Annotated in this window: 22 protein-coding genes; 9 read left to right on the plus strand and 13 right to left on the minus strand. The window is 71.7% G+C overall.

Annotated elements, in window-relative coordinates; translation table 11 throughout:
* Position 1: 1 nt before the first annotated feature.
* Complete coding sequence (locus NQU55_RS33365) at positions 2 to 556, minus strand: NAD(P)H-dependent oxidoreductase (protein ID WP_168093982.1); 555 nt, start codon at positions 554 to 556, stop codon at positions 2 to 4.
* Between the two features lie 115 nt (positions 557 to 671).
* On the opposite strand from NQU55_RS33365, the gene NQU55_RS33370 reads away from it, so the two are divergent.
* Positions 672 to 1,331, plus strand: coding sequence for a TetR/AcrR family transcriptional regulator (locus NQU55_RS33370; protein WP_168093981.1), 660 nt, complete (start codon positions 672 to 674; stop codon positions 1,329 to 1,331).
* Between the two features lie 36 nt (positions 1,332 to 1,367).
* Here NQU55_RS33370 and NQU55_RS33375 read toward each other — a convergent pair whose 3' ends face one another.
* Complete coding sequence (locus NQU55_RS33375) at positions 1,368 to 1,883, minus strand: hypothetical protein (RefSeq protein ID WP_168093980.1); 516 nt, start codon at positions 1,881 to 1,883, stop codon at positions 1,368 to 1,370.
* A gap of 340 nt (positions 1,884 to 2,223) precedes the next feature.
* Here NQU55_RS33375 and NQU55_RS33380 point away from each other — a divergent pair, with 340 nt between their 5' ends.
* Complete coding sequence (locus NQU55_RS33380) at positions 2,224 to 2,460, plus strand: metallothionein (RefSeq protein ID WP_168093979.1); 237 nt, start codon at positions 2,224 to 2,226, stop codon at positions 2,458 to 2,460.
* A gap of 68 nt (positions 2,461 to 2,528) precedes the next feature.
* On the opposite strand, the gene NQU55_RS33385 is transcribed toward NQU55_RS33380, so the two are convergent.
* The 3 genes from NQU55_RS33385 to NQU55_RS33395 all read right to left on the minus strand — a co-directional run bounded on the left by NQU55_RS33385 (position 2,529) and on the right by NQU55_RS33395 (position 4,417).
* On the minus strand, positions 2,529 to 2,834 hold the full coding sequence (locus NQU55_RS33385; protein ID WP_168093978.1) for an SCO5918 family protein: 306 nt from the start codon (positions 2,832 to 2,834) through the stop codon (positions 2,529 to 2,531).
* A 322-nt stretch (positions 2,835 to 3,156) separates the two neighbouring features.
* Positions 3,157 to 3,360, minus strand: coding sequence for a cold-shock protein (locus NQU55_RS33390; RefSeq protein ID WP_042152846.1), 204 nt, complete (start codon positions 3,358 to 3,360; stop codon positions 3,157 to 3,159).
* A gap of 313 nt (positions 3,361 to 3,673) precedes the next feature.
* Positions 3,674 to 4,417, minus strand: coding sequence for a class I SAM-dependent methyltransferase (locus NQU55_RS33395; RefSeq protein WP_168093555.1), 744 nt, complete (start codon positions 4,415 to 4,417; stop codon positions 3,674 to 3,676).
* Between the two features lie 377 nt (positions 4,418 to 4,794).
* Here NQU55_RS33395 and NQU55_RS33400 point away from each other — a divergent pair, with 377 nt between their 5' ends.
* On the plus strand, positions 4,795 to 5,052 hold the full coding sequence (locus tag NQU55_RS33400) for a hypothetical protein (RefSeq protein ID WP_168093556.1): 258 nt from the start codon (positions 4,795 to 4,797) through the stop codon (positions 5,050 to 5,052).
* Positions 5,053 to 5,062: 10 nt separating this feature from the next.
* Here the strand turns inward: NQU55_RS33400 and NQU55_RS33405 are convergent, their stop codons facing one another.
* Complete coding sequence (locus NQU55_RS33405; protein ID WP_168093557.1) at positions 5,063 to 5,599, minus strand: hypothetical protein; 537 nt, start codon at positions 5,597 to 5,599, stop codon at positions 5,063 to 5,065.
* Between the two features lie 179 nt (positions 5,600 to 5,778).
* Here NQU55_RS33405 and NQU55_RS33410 point away from each other — a divergent pair, with 179 nt between their 5' ends.
* On the plus strand, positions 5,779 to 7,257 hold the full coding sequence (locus tag NQU55_RS33410; RefSeq protein ID WP_168093558.1) for a Gfo/Idh/MocA family protein: 1,479 nt from the start codon (positions 5,779 to 5,781) through the stop codon (positions 7,255 to 7,257).
* A 168-nt stretch (positions 7,258 to 7,425) separates the two neighbouring features.
* On the opposite strand, the gene NQU55_RS33415 is transcribed toward NQU55_RS33410, so the two are convergent.
* The gene (locus NQU55_RS33415) at positions 7,426 to 8,910 is read right to left on the minus strand and encodes an amino acid permease (RefSeq protein ID WP_168093559.1); all 1,485 of its coding nucleotides are present in this window, start codon (positions 8,908 to 8,910) and stop codon (positions 7,426 to 7,428) included.
* Between the two features lie 858 nt (positions 8,911 to 9,768).
* On the opposite strand from NQU55_RS33415, the gene NQU55_RS33420 reads away from it, so the two are divergent.
* The 3 genes from NQU55_RS33420 (at position 9,769) to NQU55_RS33430 (ending at position 12,406) form a co-directional block, all read left to right on the plus strand.
* A complete protein-coding gene (locus NQU55_RS33420) occupies positions 9,769 to 10,017 on the plus strand; it encodes a DUF1876 domain-containing protein (protein WP_058043407.1) in 249 nt (82 codons plus the stop codon).
* A 452-nt stretch (positions 10,018 to 10,469) separates the two neighbouring features.
* Positions 10,470 to 11,339: an isocitrate lyase/PEP mutase family protein gene (locus tag NQU55_RS33425; protein ID WP_168093560.1), complete on the plus strand. Its 870-nt coding sequence runs from the start codon at positions 10,470 to 10,472 to the stop codon at positions 11,337 to 11,339.
* Between the two features lie 347 nt (positions 11,340 to 11,686).
* Positions 11,687 to 12,406 (plus strand): AAA family ATPase, encoded by a 720-nt coding sequence (locus NQU55_RS33430; RefSeq protein ID WP_256791714.1) that lies wholly within the window; start codon positions 11,687 to 11,689, stop codon positions 12,404 to 12,406.
* Here the strand turns inward: NQU55_RS33430 and NQU55_RS33435 are convergent.
* The gene (locus NQU55_RS33435) at positions 12,400 to 13,527 is read right to left on the minus strand and encodes a baeRF3 domain-containing protein (protein ID WP_168093562.1); all 1,128 of its coding nucleotides are present in this window, start codon (positions 13,525 to 13,527) and stop codon (positions 12,400 to 12,402) included. The genes NQU55_RS33430 and NQU55_RS33435 overlap by 7 nt on opposite strands.
* Before the next feature lie 198 nt (positions 13,528 to 13,725).
* Between NQU55_RS33435 and NQU55_RS33440 the strand changes: the two genes are divergently transcribed.
* Complete coding sequence (locus NQU55_RS33440) at positions 13,726 to 14,259, plus strand: DM13 domain-containing protein (RefSeq protein WP_168093563.1); 534 nt, start codon at positions 13,726 to 13,728, stop codon at positions 14,257 to 14,259.
* Between the two features lie 3 nt (positions 14,260 to 14,262).
* Here NQU55_RS33440 and NQU55_RS33445 read toward each other — a convergent pair whose 3' ends face one another.
* Both NQU55_RS33445 and NQU55_RS33450 read right to left on the minus strand, forming a co-directional pair.
* Entirely contained in the window at positions 14,263 to 14,718 is a 456-nt protein-coding gene (locus NQU55_RS33445) for a hypothetical protein (RefSeq protein WP_168093564.1), read from the minus strand.
* A 273-nt stretch (positions 14,719 to 14,991) separates the two neighbouring features.
* On the minus strand, positions 14,992 to 16,086 hold the full coding sequence (locus NQU55_RS33450) for a carboxylate-amine ligase (protein WP_168093565.1): 1,095 nt from the start codon (positions 16,084 to 16,086) through the stop codon (positions 14,992 to 14,994).
* A 259-nt stretch (positions 16,087 to 16,345) separates the two neighbouring features.
* Between NQU55_RS33450 and NQU55_RS33455 the strand changes: the two genes are divergently transcribed.
* A complete protein-coding gene (locus tag NQU55_RS33455; protein WP_168093566.1) occupies positions 16,346 to 16,786 on the plus strand; it encodes an SRPBCC family protein in 441 nt (146 codons plus the stop codon).
* A gap of 30 nt (positions 16,787 to 16,816) precedes the next feature.
* Here NQU55_RS33455 and NQU55_RS33460 read toward each other — a convergent pair whose 3' ends face one another.
* The 3 genes from NQU55_RS33460 to NQU55_RS33470 form a co-directional block, all read right to left on the minus strand.
* A complete protein-coding gene (locus NQU55_RS33460) occupies positions 16,817 to 17,581 on the minus strand; it encodes a DUF6796 family protein (protein WP_256791715.1) in 765 nt (254 codons plus the stop codon).
* 122 nt (positions 17,582 to 17,703) lie between these two features.
* Positions 17,704 to 18,693, minus strand: a complete 990-nt coding sequence (locus NQU55_RS33465; RefSeq protein WP_168096826.1) for an alpha/beta hydrolase family protein — start codon at positions 18,691 to 18,693, stop codon at positions 17,704 to 17,706.
* Between the two features lie 104 nt (positions 18,694 to 18,797).
* Positions 18,798 to 19,031: acyl-CoA carboxylase biotin carboxyl carrier protein subunit (locus NQU55_RS33470; RefSeq protein WP_168096825.1), on the minus strand; the 234-nt coding region annotated here is incomplete at its 5' end.

Below are 19,031 nucleotides of genomic sequence, written 5' to 3' on the forward strand. Positions count from 1 at the left end.
TTCAGGCCGCGGCGGGGACGTCGGCCAGGGTCCGGATGACCTCGGTCAGCGCGGTGGCGACCTCGGCGTCGTCGATCGGGTGGGTCTCGGCGAAACGCGTCGTGGAGCCGGGGACCGCCAGCTTGACGTCCTCCAGCACCTTGCCGCCGGCGATGCCCGCGGCCTTGCGGGTCTCGTCCTGCGCCCAGACACCGCCGTACTGCCCGGCGGCGGTACCCGCCACGGCGACCCGCTTGCCGACGATGGCGCCCACGCCGTACGGGCGCGAGATCCAGTCGATGGCGTTCTTCAGCACGGCGGGGATGGTGCCGTTGTACTCGGGGGTGAACAGCAGGAAGGCGTCGGCCGAGGCGGCCGCCTCGCGCAGGCGGGCGGCGGCCTCCGGGACGACTCCTTCGGCGTCGAGGTCCTCGTTGTAGAAAGGCACGTCGGCCAGGCCCTCGTAGATCTCGACCTCGGCGCCCTCGGGGGCGAGCTTGACCGCGGCCTCGGCGAGCCGGCGGTTGTGGGACCCGGCGCGGAGGCTGCCGACGAGCGCAAGGATGCGAACAGACATGAGGAACTCCAGGAAAATGATGACGGAAGCAAACCGGACCGTGGTCCTGTTTTAAGATTGTGCCACTTATCCGGACCGCGGTCCAGTTATTTCGGCGAGACGTTACGCTGGACCCATGACCGGCCCCGTTCCCCCCTCCCCGCTGCCGCCCGGCGCCCAGGACGGCCGGAAGGACCTCACCCTCCTCCCGGTCGGCGAGCCCCCGCAGCAACAGCTCCGGGCCGACGCGGCACGCAACCGCACCCGGCTGCTGGAGGCGGCGTCCCTCCTGCTGGTCGAGCGCGGAGCCGCGAACCTGACCATGGAAGCGGTGGCCTCGGCCGCCGGAGTCGGCAAAGGCACCGTCTTCCGGCGCTTCGGCGACCGCACCGGACTGCTGCTGGCCCTCCTGGACCACCGCGAGCAGAAGCTCCAGGCCGCCTTCCTCTCCGGCCCCCCGCCCCTGGGCCCCGGCGCCCCCGCGGCGCAGCGCCTGCACGCCTTCGGGCCGGCCGTCATCCGCCACGAGCACGACCACCACGAGCTGATCCTGGCCACCCGGGCCGATCCCCTGCGCACCTACGGCGTCCCGGCGTACGGCCTGCGCGTCGCCCACATCGCCATGCTGCTGCGCGAGGCGGGCGTGGAAGGCGACGCCGAGCTCCTCGCGCACACGCTGCTGGGCTGCCTCGACACCGCCCTCGTCCACCACCTGGGCGTCGAGCGCGGCATGCCGCTCGACCGTCTGGAGGCCGCCTGGCACGACCTCGTCACGCGGCTGGGGGCGGAGCGCTGACGGCGGGCGCCGGCGGCGATCCGCCCGCCCGGACCGCTACGGAACGTCGATCTTGGGCACGTCGATCTTGGGCATCTCGACCTTGACCGGGTCCTTGGTGAACGTCTCCGTCAGGCCTCCCTCCCAGCTGACCGACAGGGTCTTGCCGCCGTCCACCAGGGTCGCGGTGCCCTTGGTGCGCGGGTTGCCGGGGCTGGGGCACTTCAGGTCGAACTTCACTGTCGTGCCGGAGCGTTGCGCGGGGCCGCTGCACACGCCCTTGTCGGAGTCGGAGATGCCGCGGTCCCCGAAAATCGTCACTCGGACGATGTCGTAGCCCTTCTGCTGGTTCCATATGCCGTCCAGGTCGGCTTCGCCACCACCCTGGGACGGCTTCTCGGCGTCACCCTGCTCCGGCTTCCCGGTGCCGTCCTCCCCGGGCTTCCGGGAACCGCTCGCCGAGGGCTTCGCCGTGGACTTGTCGCCGGCCTTGGCGGCGTCCTTCCCGCCCTCGCCGTCCGATCCGCTGCCGCAACCCGTCATCAGCACTGCTGCAATCAGCGCCGCGCCCACGGTTTGTGCCACCTTACGCACGAATTTCCCCTCTATGGCCGAACAGAACAAGCCAACCTAACAGGCTGCTCCACCACCGCAGAAACCCCTTTTCCCGCACAGCACAGGCACCTGACACCCGCCCATGACCGGCCCGGTACCCGGCACTTGCCCACCGAACGGCGGCAGGCCACGTGCCCCTACGGGAAGGGCCCGGCCGTCCGGCCGGGCCCTTACTGTTCTCTGCGGGCTCTTTCCGTTCCCTCTGCGGGCCCGCGCGGTTCCGCCGGTCGGGTACAGCCGCGCCGACCCGCCCGTCATAGCCTTGCCCCGGCCCTCCCCGCTCCGGACCATGCGGCCCATGGCACGTTGCGAGGTATGCGGAAACGACTACGACCTGGCGTTCTTCGTGGAGACCCAGGACGGTTCACGTCACGCGTTCGATTCGTTCGCGTGCGCCATCCACCGCATGGCGCCCATCTGCGAACACTGCAGGGTCCCGATCGTCGGCCAGGGGGTGGAGGCGGACGGCCACTGGTACTGCGGTGCCCATTGCGCCCGCTCCGAGGGGAAGGTGGGGATCGTGGACAGGGTGTGACCGGGCCTGCCGGGAGAGGGCGGCTTCGCGCGACTCCCGGCAGGGCCGACGGGGCGGTGAGGCGGCCCTCAGAGCTGCGGCAGGCTCCCGGGCAGGGGCAGCGGTGACGTCGCCTGAAGCGACGTGCGGGCCGGGGCGGGGGCTGTGGGGTGACAGGTGAAGCCGAGGCGCGTCAGCGCCCGGGTCACTTCACCGGCGGTGAAATCACGCCGGTCCTGCTTGGTGATCACCTGCCCCACCTGCTTGACGGGGTAGGTGCGGCGGCCGATGACCACGCACGCACCGTCGACGGGCTCGGGCGCGATGCCCTTCATCATCTGTTCGACCTCGCTCTTGACGAAGTCGAAGGGGAAGCGGGCAATGACGCAGCGCATAGTGCCTCAACGGGGTGGGAGGGATCCGGGGCAGGGCTGCCGGCCGGGGGATCGTTCGGTGCCGGCGGAAAACACCGGACAGCACAGAACCTTATTCCTCGGCGCAGCGCATATCGAGAAATTCTTTGCGGTGCGGGCCGCGTCCGGGAATCACATCACCGGCACACGAGCCGAAGAAAAGCGAGCCACGGAACGGCGGGGCCGGCCCGGGCCGGGACCACTGCAGAAAAACTGCCCGGAAACGCAACGAGCCGGGGCCCGCACCCAAAGTGCGGGCCCCGGCCACGTCAACGCGTCAGACGCCGGGCGTCAGGCACGGGCGTCAGGCGGGAAGGATGTTCTCCGCCTGCGGGCCCTTCTGGCCCTGCGTGACGTCGAAGGTCACCTTCTGGCCTTCCTGAAGCTCACGGAAGCCCTGAGTGGCGATGTTCGAGTAGTGGGCGAAGACGTCGGCGCCGCCGCCGTCCTGCTCGATGAAGCCGAAGCCCTTTTCCGAATTGAACCACTTCACGGTACCGGTAGCCATAACAAATCTCCTTCGGGGCGTTACCCGGGGACTGCACTGCGCGGGCCCCGCATCGCCGAGATGATTGCCCGTCCGGAAAAGAAAAGCCGGAAATACAAATAAGTGCTCCCGTCGACTGGAGGCCGATCGGACACACTTGCAAGTCTTTGGGAACCACAACTGCAACTGAAAAGACAGTAGCACGGAACCGCCGCCGGGTGGGCAGAAAATTTTTTCCGCACCACCATCGGGTGAAAAATTCGGGCCCCCACCGGGCTATTTCTGCAGCTACGACGGCAGATGTTCACTGCCCGGCACTCTGCGTCATGCCGCGTCACGCCGCACGACGGAAGAGCGCCGTCCAGAGGAAGGCTTCGCCGAATGAGGACGACTCGGACGGTTCGTCGCGCATACGGCGCAGGTCGACCTCCTCGAGGTCGCAGAAGATCCGGCGCAGCGACTCGGGCGAGTACGCGAGGCCGCCGTGGAGGCGGGCCCGGCGGTAGAAGTCCGCGTCGGGGATCTCGGAGCCCATCTCGCCGGCCGCGAAGCAGGTGAGGGCGAACCGGCCGCCGGGCGCAAGGGCGCGGTCGAGGAGGGCGAGGTAGCTGATCCGGCGGTGCGGCGGCAGGTGGTGGAAGCAGCCGGAGTCGTAGATCAGGTCGTACCGGCCGTCGAGTTCCCCGCCGGCTTCCCCGCCGACGAGGGCGAAGGCGTCGCCGCACCGGAAGCGGACCTCGGCCCCGGCCTCCCGTGCGCGGTCCTCCGCCCAGGTGATCGCCGCCGGGGAGAGGTCGACGGCGTCGACCTCGAAGCCCCGCGAGGCGAGGTGGATCGCGTTGCGGCCCGGGCCGCAGCCCAGGTCGAGGGCGCGGCCCGGGGCGATCAGGCCGCTGTCGAGATACGAGACCAGGCTCTCGTCGGGCTTGTCCACGAAGAACGGCACCGGCCTGGAGCGGTCCCCGTAGAAGCCGTCCCACCAGGACGCCGCGCCGGCCGTCCAGCGGTCGGCCTCCGGTGCGAACAGGCCGTCCAGCAGCCTCAGGACGTCGTCCACCGTGCGGATGTTCCGGTCCATCCGGACCCCCTTTCCCGTTGCCTTGATCGTAGGCGGGAATGCCATGAAAGCCCAGGTCAGAGGCGCTTCGGGAAAGACGCAGCCGGTCGCGTGAGGGGGGCGGGGACGGAGGGGAAGGGTGCCACCCACGGAGGGGGTCGAACGGCCGTGCGCAGGCCCGGAGAAGGCCCCTCGGGGGCTGTTTCCGGCCGCGCCGGACCGGGTTTCCCAATGATCTTGCCGCCCCCCTGGCCGACGGCCTCACGAGCGGGATCGGGCCTGCGGCCGGGAGGCATCAACCACCCTTTATCCATAATGCGTTTCATGTGTCTGATGTGTCTTAGAGGAGTCAATGCCGCAATGCGTGTCGATTGATCCCATGTGTCGTTTGGCAAAGCATGAAGAACCGCATCGTGACGCGTATTGCTGTGGGATCGACCCTTCTGGTGTGCGGCGCCGTCGCCGCATCCGGCACCGCCGAGGCGGCCGGTGGTGGTGGCGGCGGTGGGCGTGGGATCAGTCCCCGGCCGCTGATGCACCGTCTCTCCAATGTCACCCATCTCGCCAACGTCGAGGACAGCCCCCTCGGCGACACCGTCTCCTTCGTCAACGAAAAGCTCCCCAGGGAGGCTTCCAGCCGTATCGCCCTCCGGTGACCAGCCGCCCTCACCCGTTCGCTGCCGCCTGGGGTGAGGGCGGAAACACGCTTCCCGTCGTGCAGAAGATGCAGCCGTCCCAGTGCGGCAGTGCGTTGAGGACCCGGTGGGGCACGCAGGAGGCCGTCACGGCCATGGCCGGGCCGGGGAAGACGTCGCCTGCGGCCCCGGCGGGGAGCGGGGCGGGGACGAAGGCCCCCACCATGGCCCGGAAGTGCTCCAGGTACGTGGGCGCGTAGGGCGGCTCGTATCCCAGCTCGTCCCAGCGGTGCCGCTGCAGTGCGAGGTCGACGACCCGCAGCACGAAGTCCTTGGCCTCGGCCCGCTCGGACGGGGTGTCCCCCCAGTCGATGTCCGCCAGGTCGAAGCCGACCGCGCCCCGCCCCATCACGTTCTGGTCCTGCAGAGCCAGCAGCGAGGCGAAGCGGAAGTCCCAAGGGCGGCTCGCCAGCTCCGATACCGCCAGCCACAGCACCTCGACGAAGACAGCCGTCCCGCCGTTGGACATGGAGAGGCTGTCCCCCGCCCCGTCGAACACGTTACCCATGCCACCACCTTAGGCATCGCGTTCCGGAGCTCCTCCGGCCGTCCGGCTGTCCGGCTGCATCTCGTCGTGCGAGCCCTCTTGCGTAGCACGCACCACACCCGTCAGGGTCACTAACCGAAGTCAGAGAGGTTCACGTACGCGCCGCAACTCACATCAGCCCCTTGTGTCCAGGAGGACCGATGCACGAGTCAGCCCCGCAGAACCCCAGGCACCCCGATCACCTGGATCACCTCGATCGCGTCGACCGCTCCGGGGATCCCAGCCCCCACGCCTCCGTCGAGGGCCGGCAGCAGACACCGGACGTCAGCCGCCGCCTCATCCTGAAGTCCGCGGGCGCGGCGAGCGCCGGTGCGGGCCTGGGCCTCGGGGCGGCCGCGGCGGCGGCCTCCCCCGCCGCCGCGGCGGTGCCGCGGCGCCAGGGCGCGACCATGATCGGAGTGCCGTTCGAGCGGCGCGGCACGGTGCGGGTCGGGATCGTCGGGCTGGGGAACCGCGGCAGTGCGATGACGGAGCTGTTCCTGGCGGTGCCCGGGGTACGGGTGGTGGCGCTGTGCGACACGGTACGGGCCAAGGCGGAGAAGGTCGCGGCCAAGGTCCGGTCGGCCGGTCAGCCGGCGCCCGCGCTCTACACCAAGGGCGAGGACGACTTCCGGCAGCTGTGCGGGCGCGGCGACGTCGACTTCGTGTACGTGGCCACGCCGTGGGAGTGGCACTTCCCGATGGCCGAGGCGGCCCTGACCGCGGGCAAGCACGTCGGGGTGGAGTGTCCGGCCGCCATGGAGCTCGATCAGCTGTGGCGCCTGGTGGACCTGTCCGAGCGGACGCGGCGGCACTGCATACAGCTGGAGAACTGCTGCTACGGCCGGAACGAGATGCGCGTGCTGCGGATGGCGCACGCGGGGAAGTTCGGCGAGCTCCTGCACGGGGCGGGGGCCTACATCCACGACCTGCGGGAGCTGATGTTCTCGCCGACGTACTACGAGGGGCCGTGGCGGCGGCTGTGGCACACCCGGCTGAGAGGGGACGTCTACCCCACGCACGGCTTCGCGCCGGTCGCCAATTACATGGACGTCAACCGCGGGGACCGGGCCGTGCGGATCACGACGTTCGGCTCCCCCGCCGCGGGCCTGGCCGCCTACCGCGCGCAGCACATGCCGCCCGGCGACGCGAGCTGGAAGGAGACGTACGTCGGCAGCGACATGTCGGTCAGCCTCGTGCAGACGGCCCGGGGGCGCGTGATCCGCCTGGAGCACGCGGTCAGCAACCCCCACCCCTACAGCCGCGTGAACGCGCTGGGCGGCACGAAGGGGGCCTTCGAGGACTACCCGCCGCGGATCTACCTGGAGCCGGAGATGTCCGGGGACGAGTGGGGCGACTTCGGGACGTACGCGGAGTGGGACCACTGGCTGTGGAAGGAGCACGCGAACCCGCCGGGCGGGCACGGCGGCATGGACTACATCATGATCTTCCGGCTCATGCAGTGCATGCGGCAGGGACTGGTGCCCGACTTCGACGTCTACGACGCGGCCACGTGGAGCGCGCCGGTGCCGCTGAGCCACGCCTCCATCAGGGCGAAGGGCGCGCCGCAGGAGATCCCGGACTTCACACGGGGGCTGTGGCGCGCCGGGCGGCCGGGCGTGGACTCGGCGAAGCCCTAGGCGGCCGGTCGGCAGCAGGCAGGCAGGCAGGCAGGCAGGCAGGCAGGCAGGCAGGCAGGCAGGCAGGCAGCGGACGGTAGGGCACACGAAGAGGCGCCCGCCCCGGTCTCCCGGGTCGGGCGCCTCTCGTCGTTCTCAGCCGGTCGGGACCGGCTCGGCTTCAACCGGTCAGGACTGACCGGCCTCCGCACGGGCGAGCTCGTTGGCGCGCTCGGTCTCCGCGACCCGGCCGCGGACGAGGAACCAGCCGCCGACCAGCATCGCGATGATGATCGGCAGGCACAGCACCGTGGTGCGGCCGGCGCCGGGCTCGGACGCCATCAGGCCGAGCACACCGGCCAGGAAGACCAGGGTGACGATCTGGGTGTACGGGGCCCAGGGGAGCTTGTAGCCGGGGCGGGTGACCCGGCCGTCCTTGGAGCGGCGGTAGAACAGCAGGGAGCAGACCATGATCATGCCCCAGGTGCCGATGATGCCGATCGCGGCGAAGTTCAGCACGATCTCGAAGGCGTCGGCGGGGACGACGAAGTTCAGGCCGACACCGAGGACGCAGAAGAACGCGGTGAGCAGGATGCCGCCGTAGGGCACCTGGCCCTTGTTCATCAGGCCGGTGAACTTCGGCGCCGAGCCCGACATCGCCATCGAGCGCAGGATGCGGCCGGTGGAGTACAGACCCGAGTTCAGGCTGGAGAGGGCCGCGGTGAGGACCACGAGGTTCATCACGCCGGCCGCGTACGGCACGCCGATCTTCGACAGGACGGTGACGAACGGGCTCTCGCCGGCGACGTACTCGGTGAACGGGAGCAGCAGGGCGAGGAGGACGACCGAGCCGACGTAGAAGAGACCGACACGCCACATGATCGAGTTGATCGCCTTCGGCATGATCTTCTCGGGGTTCTTGGTCTCACCCGCGGCCACACCGCACAGCTCGACGGAGGCGTAGGCGAAGACGACGCCCTGGATGACGAGCAGCATCGGCATGACGCCGGTCGGGAAGATGCCGCCGTGGTCGGTGATGTTCGCCAGGCCCGGGGTCGAGTCGCCGACGCTGTGCTGGCTGGCCAGCAGGAAGATGCCGACGACCATGAAGAGGGTGATCGCGGCGACCTTGATGATCGCGAACCAGAACTCCATCTCGCCGAAGTACTTCACCGAGATCAGGTTCACGGTGAGCACGACCGCGAGGGCGATCAGCGCGAGGACCCACTGCGGGATGTCGCTGAACATTCCCCAGTAGTGCGTGTAGGTGGCCACGGCGGTGATGTCCGCGATGCCGGTGGTGGCCCAGTTCAGGAAGTAGAGCCAGCCGGCGGTGAAGGCGCCCTTCTCGCCCATGAACTCACGGGCGTAGGAGACGAAGGCTCCGGAGGAGGGGCGGTAGAGCACGAGCTCGCCGAGCGCACGCACGACGAAGAAGGCGAAGAGGCCGCACACCGCGTAGGCGATGAAGAGGGACGGACCGGCGCTGTGGAGACGGCCACCGGCACCGAGGAAAAGGCCGGTGCCGATCGCTCCACCAATGGCGATCATGTTGACGTGGCGGGACTTGAGGTCCTTGCTGTACCCGGCATCGCCGGCGTCCACGTGTGTGGAGGCCGTCGCCGCCGTGGCGGCGGACTGGGGTTCGGCCGCAGTGAGGGTGCGGTCACTCATGTGGTTCTTCGCCTTCGCTGGAGAGGGGCAGGACCGGGTCGCGGTGGTGCTCTGAGGGGGAGCGGCCCGGTTACCCGGAGGGCCGGCTGGCGACGCCGGTCTTCTCCGAGGGGTGAAGCGATGCCCGCCGGCCTGTGGCCGGAGTGCCTCCGGCCGCCTGTGGGCAGCCCCGGGGAGGGGTCTGCCGGAGGGCAGGCCGGTAGGTGCGGGCGTGGGGGGTGCAGGACCCGGGGAGGACGGTGCTTCCGTCGCCCTGGGCGCTGCGGGTGGCGCGGGGAGGTCAGCCCTCTAAGGGCCGCCGCCGGCCGGGTGTCGTCGCGTGACGGGCCGGCCTGCCGTGGGGCGTGTGCGCCCCGTGGCACGGCATGGCGCCGGGGCGCTGCTGCGCCTCGGTGCTCGGCCGGCTGTCGTTGGACTCCATGCCGTGAATGGTGTGAGGCGTGTAAGGGCGGCGTCAAGAGTTCACAGGGAATTGATATTTCCGCCGGTAAGCGCTCGGTCTGCGCTGGTCAGAGAGCGCAGGACGGGCATTTCCCAGACACACAAAGGGATTCGCGCGGCACGAATGGCACGGCGGTACATGACCGTTTTCGCGCCACACCCCTGACCGATGTGATCAAGGCCACACGCCCATGATCTTGCGTTACTTGCCCCAGGCAAAACGTGCTGGTTACACGGAGCAGGGGCGGGCGCCCGGCCCGGACAGAAGCGGGAGGAATGCGGAGGGAGCCGACACGGGGACGGCCGGGCAGCCGGACGGGTGGACCTCGGAGCGCCCGGGCGCGCGGGACGCGGCGGCGGCACGGCGGCGACTTACATTGGCCGCCCCAGAAGCTCGAACGGCGGAGGTGTCCACTCATGCAGGTCGCCGGCTGGCACGTAGAAATCGAATTCGACGAGGACGAATCCCACACCCGGGCCGCCGCCCTCCTCCGGCTGCGCGACGGCACCGAGCTCCGGGCGCGCACCTCCTCCACCCGCGACCCGCAGGACCCGAACGAGCCCCGCATCGGCGAGGAGATCGCCGGAGCCCGCGCGCTCCGCGACCTCGCCGAGCAGCTTGAGCTCAAGGGCCGCGCCGAGGCCAGGAACCTCACCAAGCAGTAACCCCGGCGGCGGCCCGGCGAAGGCCCGGGGCGAGGGGCGAGGGACGAGGGGCGACCCACGAGATCCGGCCGATCCACCGGCATATGCGAACGGGCAACACCGGGGACGGAAGGACTGGTTCAGCTGCGGGGCGCCCTCAGCCGGGGGCGGGCCGCAAGGCCCCCGGGGGCGCGTGCGGTCGGCGTGAATGCATCGCCGCCCACGCGCCTTTACCTTGCATATATTGCCGCATGACTATCTCTTGACCTAATCTCCCGATGGCACCTGACGGCACATCAACAGCAGCCGTACGCCCAGGGATCCACAGCAAAAAGGCCCTGGGGGCGCGCCATGCGACGGCGCGCTCCCAGGGCCTCCGGTCAGCGCACGTTCCCGTTGCCGCTGCGGGCTTCCGTCAAAGACAGCAGCCGCAACGGGGCCAACACACGCCAACCCAGTCCTCGGAGGGTACCGTGAACCACCCTGCCCGGCTACGCGACGCCATCGCCTCGGACGGCACCACCCCGCTCATCGGCATTTTCGACATGTTCTCCGCCTCCGTGGCGGCCCAGCACTACGACGGCATGTTCGTCTCCGGATTCGGATTCGCCGCCTCCCACTACGGGCTGCCCGACATAGGCTTCATAGCCTGGCCCGACATCGTCGCCTTCGTGCAGCGGCTGCGCCTCGCCTTCCCCGCCCAGCACCTGCTCGTCGACATCGACGACGGTTACGTCGACCCCGAGACCGCCTGCCACGCCGTCCAGCAGCTGGAGGCCGCCGGCGCCTCGGGCGTGATCCTGGAGGACCAGCAGCGGCCGCGGCGCTGCGGTCACGTCGACGGCAAGCAGATCCTTCCCCTGCAGGAGTACCTGGACAAGCTCGACATGGTCCTCGACTCCCGCCGCGACCTCGTCGTCGTCGCCCGTACCGACGCCACGGAGGAGGACGAGATCCTGCGCCGCGCCAAGGCCCTGGCCGCCACCGACGCGGACGTCCTGCTCGTCGACGGCGTCCGCAGCGTCGACTGGATCCGCAAGGTCCGCGACGTCATCGGCGACAAGCCGCTGCTGTTCAACCAGATCGCGGGCGGCAAGTCGCCCCGGCTGTCACTGCCGGAGCTCACCGGCCTCGGCGTCGACGTGGCGATCTACAGCACCCCCTGCCTCTTCGCCGCGCAGTCGGCGATGGACCGGGCGCTGACGGAGCTCAGGGCCCGGGACGGACGGCTGCCCGAGCACACCGCCTCCAGCATCGGCGTCGCCGAGTGCCTGGCGCTGCTGGAGAAGAACATCAGCCGCCACCACGACCGGTCCTTGATCACCGCGGCGACCGCCCGCTGACCGGCCCCCGGCCGGCCCGGGGCCGGGTCCTTCCCCTCGGCCCGGCCCCGGGCTCCGCCCGGTGACCGCCTCCGTCCCGCACGGCCGCCGCACCCCACGCCGCCCCGCCGCCGCCCCGCCGCCGTCCCCCCGGTGAACCGGTAGGGGCCTCCGGTGAACCGGCGGGGGGCGCGGCGGCGTCTGAAGGACTGCCCCAGCTTCTGGCCGCCGGGGCCGCGTACCACCCGATCGGCGGTACGTTCGAGCTGCGGACACAGCAGGCAATGGGCAGGGGACGACAGACCGTGAGCCGGACCGGAACCACAGACAGCGCGGCGGCGGATCCTTCGGGGATACGCCGGGGGGCCGTGCCCGCCCCCGTATCCCCGCCTGCATCCGCATTCCCGCCCGCGCCCGTCGCCCGGCTGCGTCCCGAGGGCCTGGTCGACCTGCGGGCCCCGGGCAGCCGGGCCCCGGCGGTGCTGTCCTACCCGGCGGGTTCGGTCGTCGTGGTGTCGGGGCTGCCCGGCAGCGGCAAGAGCACGCTGCTGCGGCGCTGGTCGCCCGCGGCTCCCGCCGTCGACCCGCGCACCGCCCACGAGAGGTGGGAGGCACGTATGCCCGACCGGTTGCCGTACGCGCTCTACCGTCCCTGTGCCCGTCTGGAGCACTTCTTCCGGATCCGTGCGGCGGTACGCAGCGGGCGACCCGTTCTGGTGCACGACTGCGGCAGCCGCCCCTGGATGCGGCGCTGGCTGGCCCGTGAAGCCGGGCTCCGCGGCCACGAGCTGCACCTGGTGCTGCTGGACGTGGGGGCGGCGCAGGCGCTGGAAGGGCAGCGGGCGCGGGGCCGCCGGGTCCGCGAGCGCGTCTTCGCCCGGCACGACCGGGGTCTCCGCAAGCTGCTGGGCGCCCTGGACGCCGCGCCCGGGCGCGCCGAGGGCGGCGCAGCGGTGCCGGCGGAGGTCGCGGAGGCCGCGTCCCTGGTGCTCCTGGGTTCGGGCACCCGCGAGCACGTCTCCGCGCTGGAGTTCCGCGGGCCCCGGGTCTCCGGGGAGCCGCGGCCGGGCCGCTCCGCGGCTCAGTAGCGCAGGACCGCGGCGAGGCGGTCCTCCCCGGCGAGCGTGTCGTCCGGGAGGAACTCGACGTCCGCGCCGCTGTCGAGCGCGCTCTCCACGATCTCGTCCACGGCGTCCTCGTGGAGGGAGGGGTCCGCGCTGAGGGGCTCGACGGGGGCTTCCACCAGCTGGGGATGCCCGCCGTTGCCGTCCGTGCGGACGGTCGCCTGGTAGTGGTCCTCGACCGCGAGGAGGGCCACCCGGCCCTGCCGCACGGTCTGCCAGATCTCGTCGAGACCCGAGGTGAAGCGGCGTGAACCGCGCGCGTCGCTCAGCCGCTGCAGCACGTCGTCCCGCCGGGCCTGGCGACGCTCGTCGAAGGCTGGGCGGAGCAGTTCCAGGAGGTCGTGGCCCCTCTTGCCGGGGGCTCCGCCGCTCTCGACCTCGGCGGTGATCACCCGGTTGGGGAGCGCCTCCCTGAAGTGCGAGGTGAGCTCGCGCAGGCCCACCACGTACAGCGGGCGGGGGTGCTGTTCGAGGACGCGGGCGAGGGCGGCGGCGACCGTCCGCAGGTACTGCCGCTCGCGCTCGACGTGGCCCTCCTCCCGGACGGGCATGTCGAAGTGCCGGCCCGGCATGGCGTCCTGGTGGTCGGGCAGGGCGGGCTGCACGGGGAAGCCGTTCGCGGTGGCCTCGGTGAGGGTGTCGCCGGCGCCGTCCCACAGCCGGGCCTCGCCCTTGGAGAGGGCGAGGGCCCAGTAGGGCTCCTCCACGCGGACGGCGGACACGAGGTTGCGGGTGAGGAACGTCTTGGCGATCACCACGCGCTGGGGCACCGCACGCGGCACGTACCAGACGTGGTGCTCGCCGGGGGCCACGAGGATGAGCAGCCCGTCGCTGGCGTGCGTCAGGTCCACTTCGGCGACGGCGGCGTCCAGGTGCGACTCGACGTCCATCCGGGCGGCGCGGGAGACGCCCGCGTCGTCGGCCAGCCGGCGCTTGGCCTCCGCGACGGTGTTCCGCAGCCGGACCGGATCCTCGGGGCTGAAGGGGTCGCGCCGGGTCGTCGGCACGAGCAGCGACACCGCCGGGTAGGCACGCGGTCCCCGCAGATCGCGGAGGATCTCGTCGGTCAGGTCGCCGATGTCCATGGGTGTTCTCCTACCGCCTGCAGCCTCGGGGACCATTACAGATCAGCAGAAATGCCACATCCAAGCCACTCCAGCGCCACCAAACGAACCAACTTCCGGCGGGCGGCGTAAGACTTTCGTCATCAGTTTTCGGGAGCAGAGGGCGGCTGGAAACCGTCGTAAGGAGTGAGTGGACACGCCGGCTTTTCGGAGGCAGAGATGGGACGTGTACGACGGGTGCTGCGCAAGCCGGCCGTCATCGGATTGCTGATCGCGGGGGCTCTCGCGCTGGCCGCGGGCCTGGTGTGGTTCCAGCCGTGGAAGCTGTGGGTGGACGAGACGGTGCGGGAGTCCGTCCCGGCGGCCACCGGGACCGGGCGGCCGGAGGGCGCCGGTGGCGTGCGGACGCTGGCCACCGGCGAGCTGATCAGCCACGAGCACCGCACCAGCGGGACGGTGCGCATCCTCCAGCTGCCCGACGGGACGCGCACCCTGCGCCTGGAGAACCTCGACACCAGCAACGGCCCCGACCTCAAGGTCCTGGTCAGCGACGCCCCCGTGAAGCCCGGGCGCGACGGCTGGCACGTCTTCGACGACGGCGCGCACGTCAGCCTGGGCTCGCTCAAGGGGAACAAGGGCGACCAGAACTACGCCCTGCCCGCGGGCGTGGACCTGAACCGCTACACCAGCGTCAGCATCTGGTGCGACCGCTTCGACGTCTCGTTCGGGGCGACCGCCCTCACCCGGGCCTGACCGTCAGGTGACGTCGACGGTGGCGGCCACCGGGGCGGTCCCGGAGACCTCGCAGGCGACGGTGACGCCGAAGACGTGCACGGTGGCCGCGCCGGGCGTGAAGGTCGTGGCTCCGGCGGCGTCGAGGCGGGCCGAGGCGGCGCCGCCGGTGAGCGTGACGGGCGAGCCGGCGGGTATCGCCGCGGTGTTGGTGAACCCGGTGGCCGTGACCGACCCGGAGCCGGCGCCGCCCAGCCGGAACGCCATCTCCCCCGTCGCGGCACGGGCCGGTACGTCGACGGGGACGTTCAGGGCGGTGGTGACCTCGACGGACAGGTCGGCGGCCGAGCCCCGGGGCACGGCGGCGGGGGCGGTCACGGTGACGAGGAGGGACTGGACGCCGCTGGGGGCGCCCGGCCCGGTGCAGGTGTACGCGACGGTCACGGCTTCGGCGGCAGCGGCGGGCGGGGCGCCCAGCACGGCGCCCGCTCCTGCCAGTACGGCGGCCAGGGCCGCGGCCGCCGCCGTCCGCCTGCGGGAAGGCCGAGAAGAACGGAAAGACCGGGAAGACCGGGAAGACTTCGCGGGTGTGTTCGGGATGATCATCGCCGTGCTCCTTCCGTCCGGCACGGCGTCGGCCGGCCGGTCCGGGGGCGAGGACGGAAAGACTGACGTGGACACGTCATCCCTGTCTGTCTGACACAGGGTGGTGGAGAAGTCAACACACGGCGGGACGGGGCCTTCCGGTGCGGCCTAGGGCTCCGTGTTCTCCGTGGCCGCCAGGGCGACCAGCGCCGCCAGCCCGCCGGAGGCCAGAGCGCGGCGCTGGCGGTCGGCCGGTCCGCCGCGGCCGAGGAAGAGCCTCAGCAGGCGGTTGACCTCGCGCGTGTCCCCGGCCTCGTCCAGGGCGGGAGCGATGTGCGCGAGGAGGCCGCCGACCGCCTCGCCGGGCCCGCGGCGCCGGCCGTGGGCGTCGATCAGGCCGCGGTGCAGCCCGTACCGGGCGGCGTGCCAGTTGGCCGCGTGCAGCATTTCCGGCGGGCACGGCACGAGCGGCACGCCCTCCCGCTCCTCGCGCAGGGCCGTGGCCACCAGGGCGCGGACGATCCCGGCGAAGAGGACCGCGTCCTCGACGGTGAGCTGTACGTCCAGGGCCCGCACTTCGAGGGTGGGGTAGCGCTCGGAGACCCGCGCCTGCCAGTAGAGCTGCCCCGTGTCCAGGATCGCCCCGGCTCCGAGCAGGGCGCCGACGCGCCGGTCGTAGTCGCCGGGCCCCTCGAACAGCGGCGGCGGGCCGCTGACCGGCCAGCGGCCGAAGACCACCGTCCGCCAGCTGGCGAACCCGGTGTCCCTGCCCCGCCACAGCGGGGAGTTCGCCCCCATGGCCACCAGCACCGGCAGCCAGGGCCGCAACCGGTTCAGCGCCCCCACCGCCTGCGCGCGGTCCGGCACCCCCACGTGCACGTGCATGCCGTTGACGAGCTGCTCGTCGACCAGGCGCGCCCCCTGCGCCTGGAGCGCCTGGTACCGCTCCCCTTCGGTGACCGGGACCGGCGCTCCCCCGGCCAGCGGCGCCGTGCCGCAGGCCACGAGCCGGCACCCCGCCTTCTGCGCGGCCGTGCCGATCGCACGCCGCAGCCGCAGCAGGTGTCCGCCGACCTCGGCCAGGCCGGTGCAGACCGGAGTGGCAGCCTCCAACTGGGCCTGCAGCAGTTCGGTCTGGACCTCCCGCGCCTCGGTCATCGCCTGCATGCCGGACGCGGCACGCACTTCACCCGCCAGTGGCACCGGCAGCGCCGTGACGGGGTCCAGGAGCAGGTACTCCTCCTCCACCCCCATCGTGATCATGCGTCCATCGCCCTCTCGTCCGCACGGCCGCGCCGGAACCCCGGACCCTGGTGCGGGAGGGGGCCCGGCTGCTGCAGGTGTGCCCGGTGGCCGCGGCCGGTAACAGCGGCTGCTCCAGATGCGCGACGGCCCGGCGACAGCCTGGCGACGGCCCGGCGCGGCGCCCCGGCCCCGCCGGTCCGGGCAGGCCGACGGCCCCGTTCCGGCCAATACTGAGCCTTGTGGGAGATACCTGCGGCACGGAGCAAGGGAGACGCCGGTGCGGGAGATAGCCACCGTGATCGACATCGCCGCCACACCCGAGCGGGTCTGGGAGGTCCTGACGGACCTGCCGCGCTACGAGGAGTGGAATCCCTTCATCCGGCACGCCTCGGGAACGGCCGCCCCCGGCCGGCGGCTGAAGCTGAGGGTGTTCCCCACCGGCCGGCGGCCGATGACCTTCCGCCCGAAGGTCAAGGCCGCCGCCCCGGCCGAGGAGCTGCGCTGGCTCGGCCGGACCGTGCTGCCCGGCCTCTTCAGCGGCGAGCACCGCTTCGTCCTCACGGATCTGGACGGGGGCGGCACCCGGGTCGTGCAGAGCGAGAAGTTCACCGGCCTGCTGGTGCCGTTCCTGCGCCGGAGCATCACGGCCACCGTCACGGACTTCGAGTCCCTCAACAAGGCCTTGAAGAAGCGGGCGGAGACGGCGCACAGGCCCTGAGGCGATACCCGCCCCCGGCCTCGGCGCCGGTCACCCCCGGCGCTTCCACAGGACGGCGGTCGAGAGGGTGAAGAGCAGCAGGTTCCCAACGCTGAGCGCCGCGCCCTGCACCGCGGTTCCCGCGGCTCCCGGCAGCGCCTTGGTCAGGAGCATGCCGACGGGGATGAAGATCAGGGGGTTCGCCACGCACATCCACCGGGGGAAGGCCGTCCCCCCGCGCAGGATGCAGGCGGCCATCCACACGGACCCGGCCGCCCAGCAGGCCAGGAGCACCACGTAGGGGATCAACAGCACCGTGGCGATGTCGCCCGGCAGTGCGGTGAGGGCCTCGGAACGGGCGCCGGACTCGTGGACCGCCTTGGCGGCCTGCCCCCAGTAGTAGAAGGAGCCGTGGGCGAACGGGGCCAGGGCGAAGCCCGCGGTCAGCAGCAGGTACGGCGGCAGGGACCACCGGCGCGGGGCGGGGCGCAGGCCGTACCGCAGGTGCCGGCACGCCACCAGATAGAGCGGACCGGTGAGGACGCCGAGCAGTGCTCCCCAGGCCAGCCGCGTCGTGGAGGCGGGCAGCATGGCCGCCAGCGAGTCCCGGGCCGTGCCGTCGTACGCGTCCAGCAGGGGGTAGTGGTCGGCGGTCCCCATGGGTTTGCCCAGCAGGAGGATGTCCCCGGCGAGCCAGGCGATAGAGGCCAGCACCCCCGAGAGCCCGGCGATGCGTATCCATCCGTCGCCCGCTCTGCGGCCTGCGAGCGGTGACGGTGCGACGGACGGCGGCTCGGCCGTGGTGCTCGACGTCATGGGACGACCTCCCCAATCGACTTAGGTGAGGCTAACCTATCTTGATCTCCTCCGGAGGCCCAGACCCTGCCGCCCGACCCCTGCCGGCATCCCCCTGCCCACCATCCCCTACTGACCACCCGTCAGGTCGTACGCGGCAGCAGGCAGTCCTCGAAGAAGGCCAGTGCGCGCAGGTGATACGAGCGAGCCGCCCAGCCGAGGCTGATGTTGTGTCCGGCGGCCGGCTGACGGTCGAAGAGGACCCGCGCGCCGGCCGGGAAGGCCCTGCGCATCGAGTCGATCGTCTCCTCGTCATGACGCCACCAGCCCTCGTGTTCGGCGAAGGTGAAGCGCACGGGAACACGGACCCGGGCGGCCAGCCCGGGGAACTCCTCGCCCCAGCGCAGGGCTTCGGCCGCTTCGCGCAGCGGCATCGGCGTCACCAGGGGCTTGACCGCACGGAAGGCACCCGGCGGGTAGAGGTCCAGGCGCCCCCAGTGCCGGCTCCAGGTCCTGCGGCTGTGGAAGGCCTGCGGATCCTGGATGTCGACGGCATAGCGGTGGCTGATCCCGGAGATGTCCGCTCCCAGGAATGCGGCGCCGCGGTCGTCGGCCAGAGCGTGCAGGGCCAGTTTGCCGCCGTAGGAGTGCGCGAGGAGGAACATGCCCGCGCCGGTGTCGTGGCCGCGCGCGTACCGGGCGAGCGCCGCGTGCAGCAGACCCGACTGCTCGGCCGGCGTGGCACCTGTGGGGAAGCGCTCGGCGGACAGGCCGTAACCCGGGCGGTCGACCGCCACGACCGTGAAGCCGAGGCTCGCCCCCAGCGTGAGCAGCGACTGCCCGGGGTGGACGCGGGCGTCGAAGTAGCCGGCGCGCATGCCTCCGCCGTGGACGGCGAAGACGGTGGCGCGCGGCGGAATCCCCGGCGGCGGAGTGGCGATCAGGGCCGACAGCGCGACCCCCTCGGCATCCAGCACGATGTCCCGGACGCGGACGTCGGGGACGACGGGGTACTGCTCCTGCTGCTCACCCGGTCCCGCCGGACCGGCCGGTCCGGGGCCGGCAGGATCAGGGAGGGCCGGATCAGGGAGAGCAGCGGCGGCGATGGCGGGTTCGGCTGTCTCGGTGCTCATGAGGTCTCCAGAACCGGTGAACCGGTAGTCGGTGTGGCGGTCCGGGGCCCGGTGCGGCGGCCCGCAGGGGCCGCCGCGTCCGGGACGGGCCGGGCTGCAGGAGTTCAGTCCTTGATCTCGCAGATGACGGCGCCGGAGGAGACGGAGGCGCCGACCTCGGCGGCGAGGTCCTTGACGGTGCCCGCGCGGTGCGCGTTCAGGGGCTGCTCCATCTTCATCGCCTCCAGGACCACGATGAGATCGCCCTCGGCGACCTCCTGGCCGTCCTCGACGGCGACCTTGACGATGGTGCCCTGCATCGGCGAGGCGAGGGTGTCGCCGGAGACCGCGAAGCCGGA

The sequence above is a fragment of the Streptomyces telluris genome (assembly GCF_024519335.1).
Taxonomy (GTDB): Bacteria; Actinomycetota; Actinomycetes; order Streptomycetales; family Streptomycetaceae; genus Streptomyces; species Streptomyces telluris.

What these genes read in the sequence shown, in the direction of transcription:
- NQU55_RS33365 (WP_168093982.1), bottom strand. Translation starts at nt 556, where the DNA reads ATGTCTGTTCGCATCCTTGCGCTCGTCGGCAGCCTCCGCGCCGGGTCC.
- NQU55_RS33370 (WP_168093981.1), top strand. Translation starts at nt 672, where the DNA reads ATGACCGGCCCCGTTCCCCCCTCCCCGCTGCCGCCCGGCGCCCAGGAC.
- NQU55_RS33380 (WP_168093979.1), top strand. Translation starts at nt 2,224, where the DNA reads ATGGCACGTTGCGAGGTATGCGGAAACGACTACGACCTGGCGTTCTTC.
- NQU55_RS33385 (WP_168093978.1), bottom strand. Translation starts at nt 2,834, where the DNA reads ATGCGCTGCGTCATTGCCCGCTTCCCCTTCGACTTCGTCAAGAGCGAG.
- NQU55_RS33390 (WP_042152846.1), bottom strand. Translation starts at nt 3,360, where the DNA reads ATGGCTACCGGTACCGTGAAGTGGTTCAATTCGGAAAAGGGCTTCGGC.
- NQU55_RS33395 (WP_168093555.1), bottom strand. Translation starts at nt 4,417, where the DNA reads ATGGACCGGAACATCCGCACGGTGGACGACGTCCTGAGGCTGCTGGAC.
- NQU55_RS33400 (WP_168093556.1), top strand. Translation starts at nt 4,795, where the DNA reads ATGAAGAACCGCATCGTGACGCGTATTGCTGTGGGATCGACCCTTCTG.
- NQU55_RS33405 (WP_168093557.1), bottom strand. Translation starts at nt 5,599, where the DNA reads ATGGGTAACGTGTTCGACGGGGCGGGGGACAGCCTCTCCATGTCCAAC.
- NQU55_RS33410 (WP_168093558.1), top strand. Translation starts at nt 5,779, where the DNA reads ATGCACGAGTCAGCCCCGCAGAACCCCAGGCACCCCGATCACCTGGAT.
- NQU55_RS33415 (WP_168093559.1), bottom strand. Translation starts at nt 8,910, where the DNA reads ATGAGTGACCGCACCCTCACTGCGGCCGAACCCCAGTCCGCCGCCACG.
- NQU55_RS33420 (WP_058043407.1), top strand. Translation starts at nt 9,769, where the DNA reads ATGCAGGTCGCCGGCTGGCACGTAGAAATCGAATTCGACGAGGACGAA.
- NQU55_RS33435 (WP_168093562.1), bottom strand. Translation starts at nt 13,527, where the DNA reads ATGGACATCGGCGACCTGACCGACGAGATCCTCCGCGATCTGCGGGGA.
- NQU55_RS33440 (WP_168093563.1), top strand. Translation starts at nt 13,726, where the DNA reads ATGGGACGTGTACGACGGGTGCTGCGCAAGCCGGCCGTCATCGGATTG.
- NQU55_RS33450 (WP_168093565.1), bottom strand. Translation starts at nt 16,086, where the DNA reads ATGATCACGATGGGGGTGGAGGAGGAGTACCTGCTCCTGGACCCCGTC.
- NQU55_RS33460 (WP_256791715.1), bottom strand. Translation starts at nt 17,581, where the DNA reads ATGACGTCGAGCACCACGGCCGAGCCGCCGTCCGTCGCACCGTCACCG.
- NQU55_RS33465 (WP_168096826.1), bottom strand. Translation starts at nt 18,693, where the DNA reads ATGAGCACCGAGACAGCCGAACCCGCCATCGCCGCCGCTGCTCTCCCT.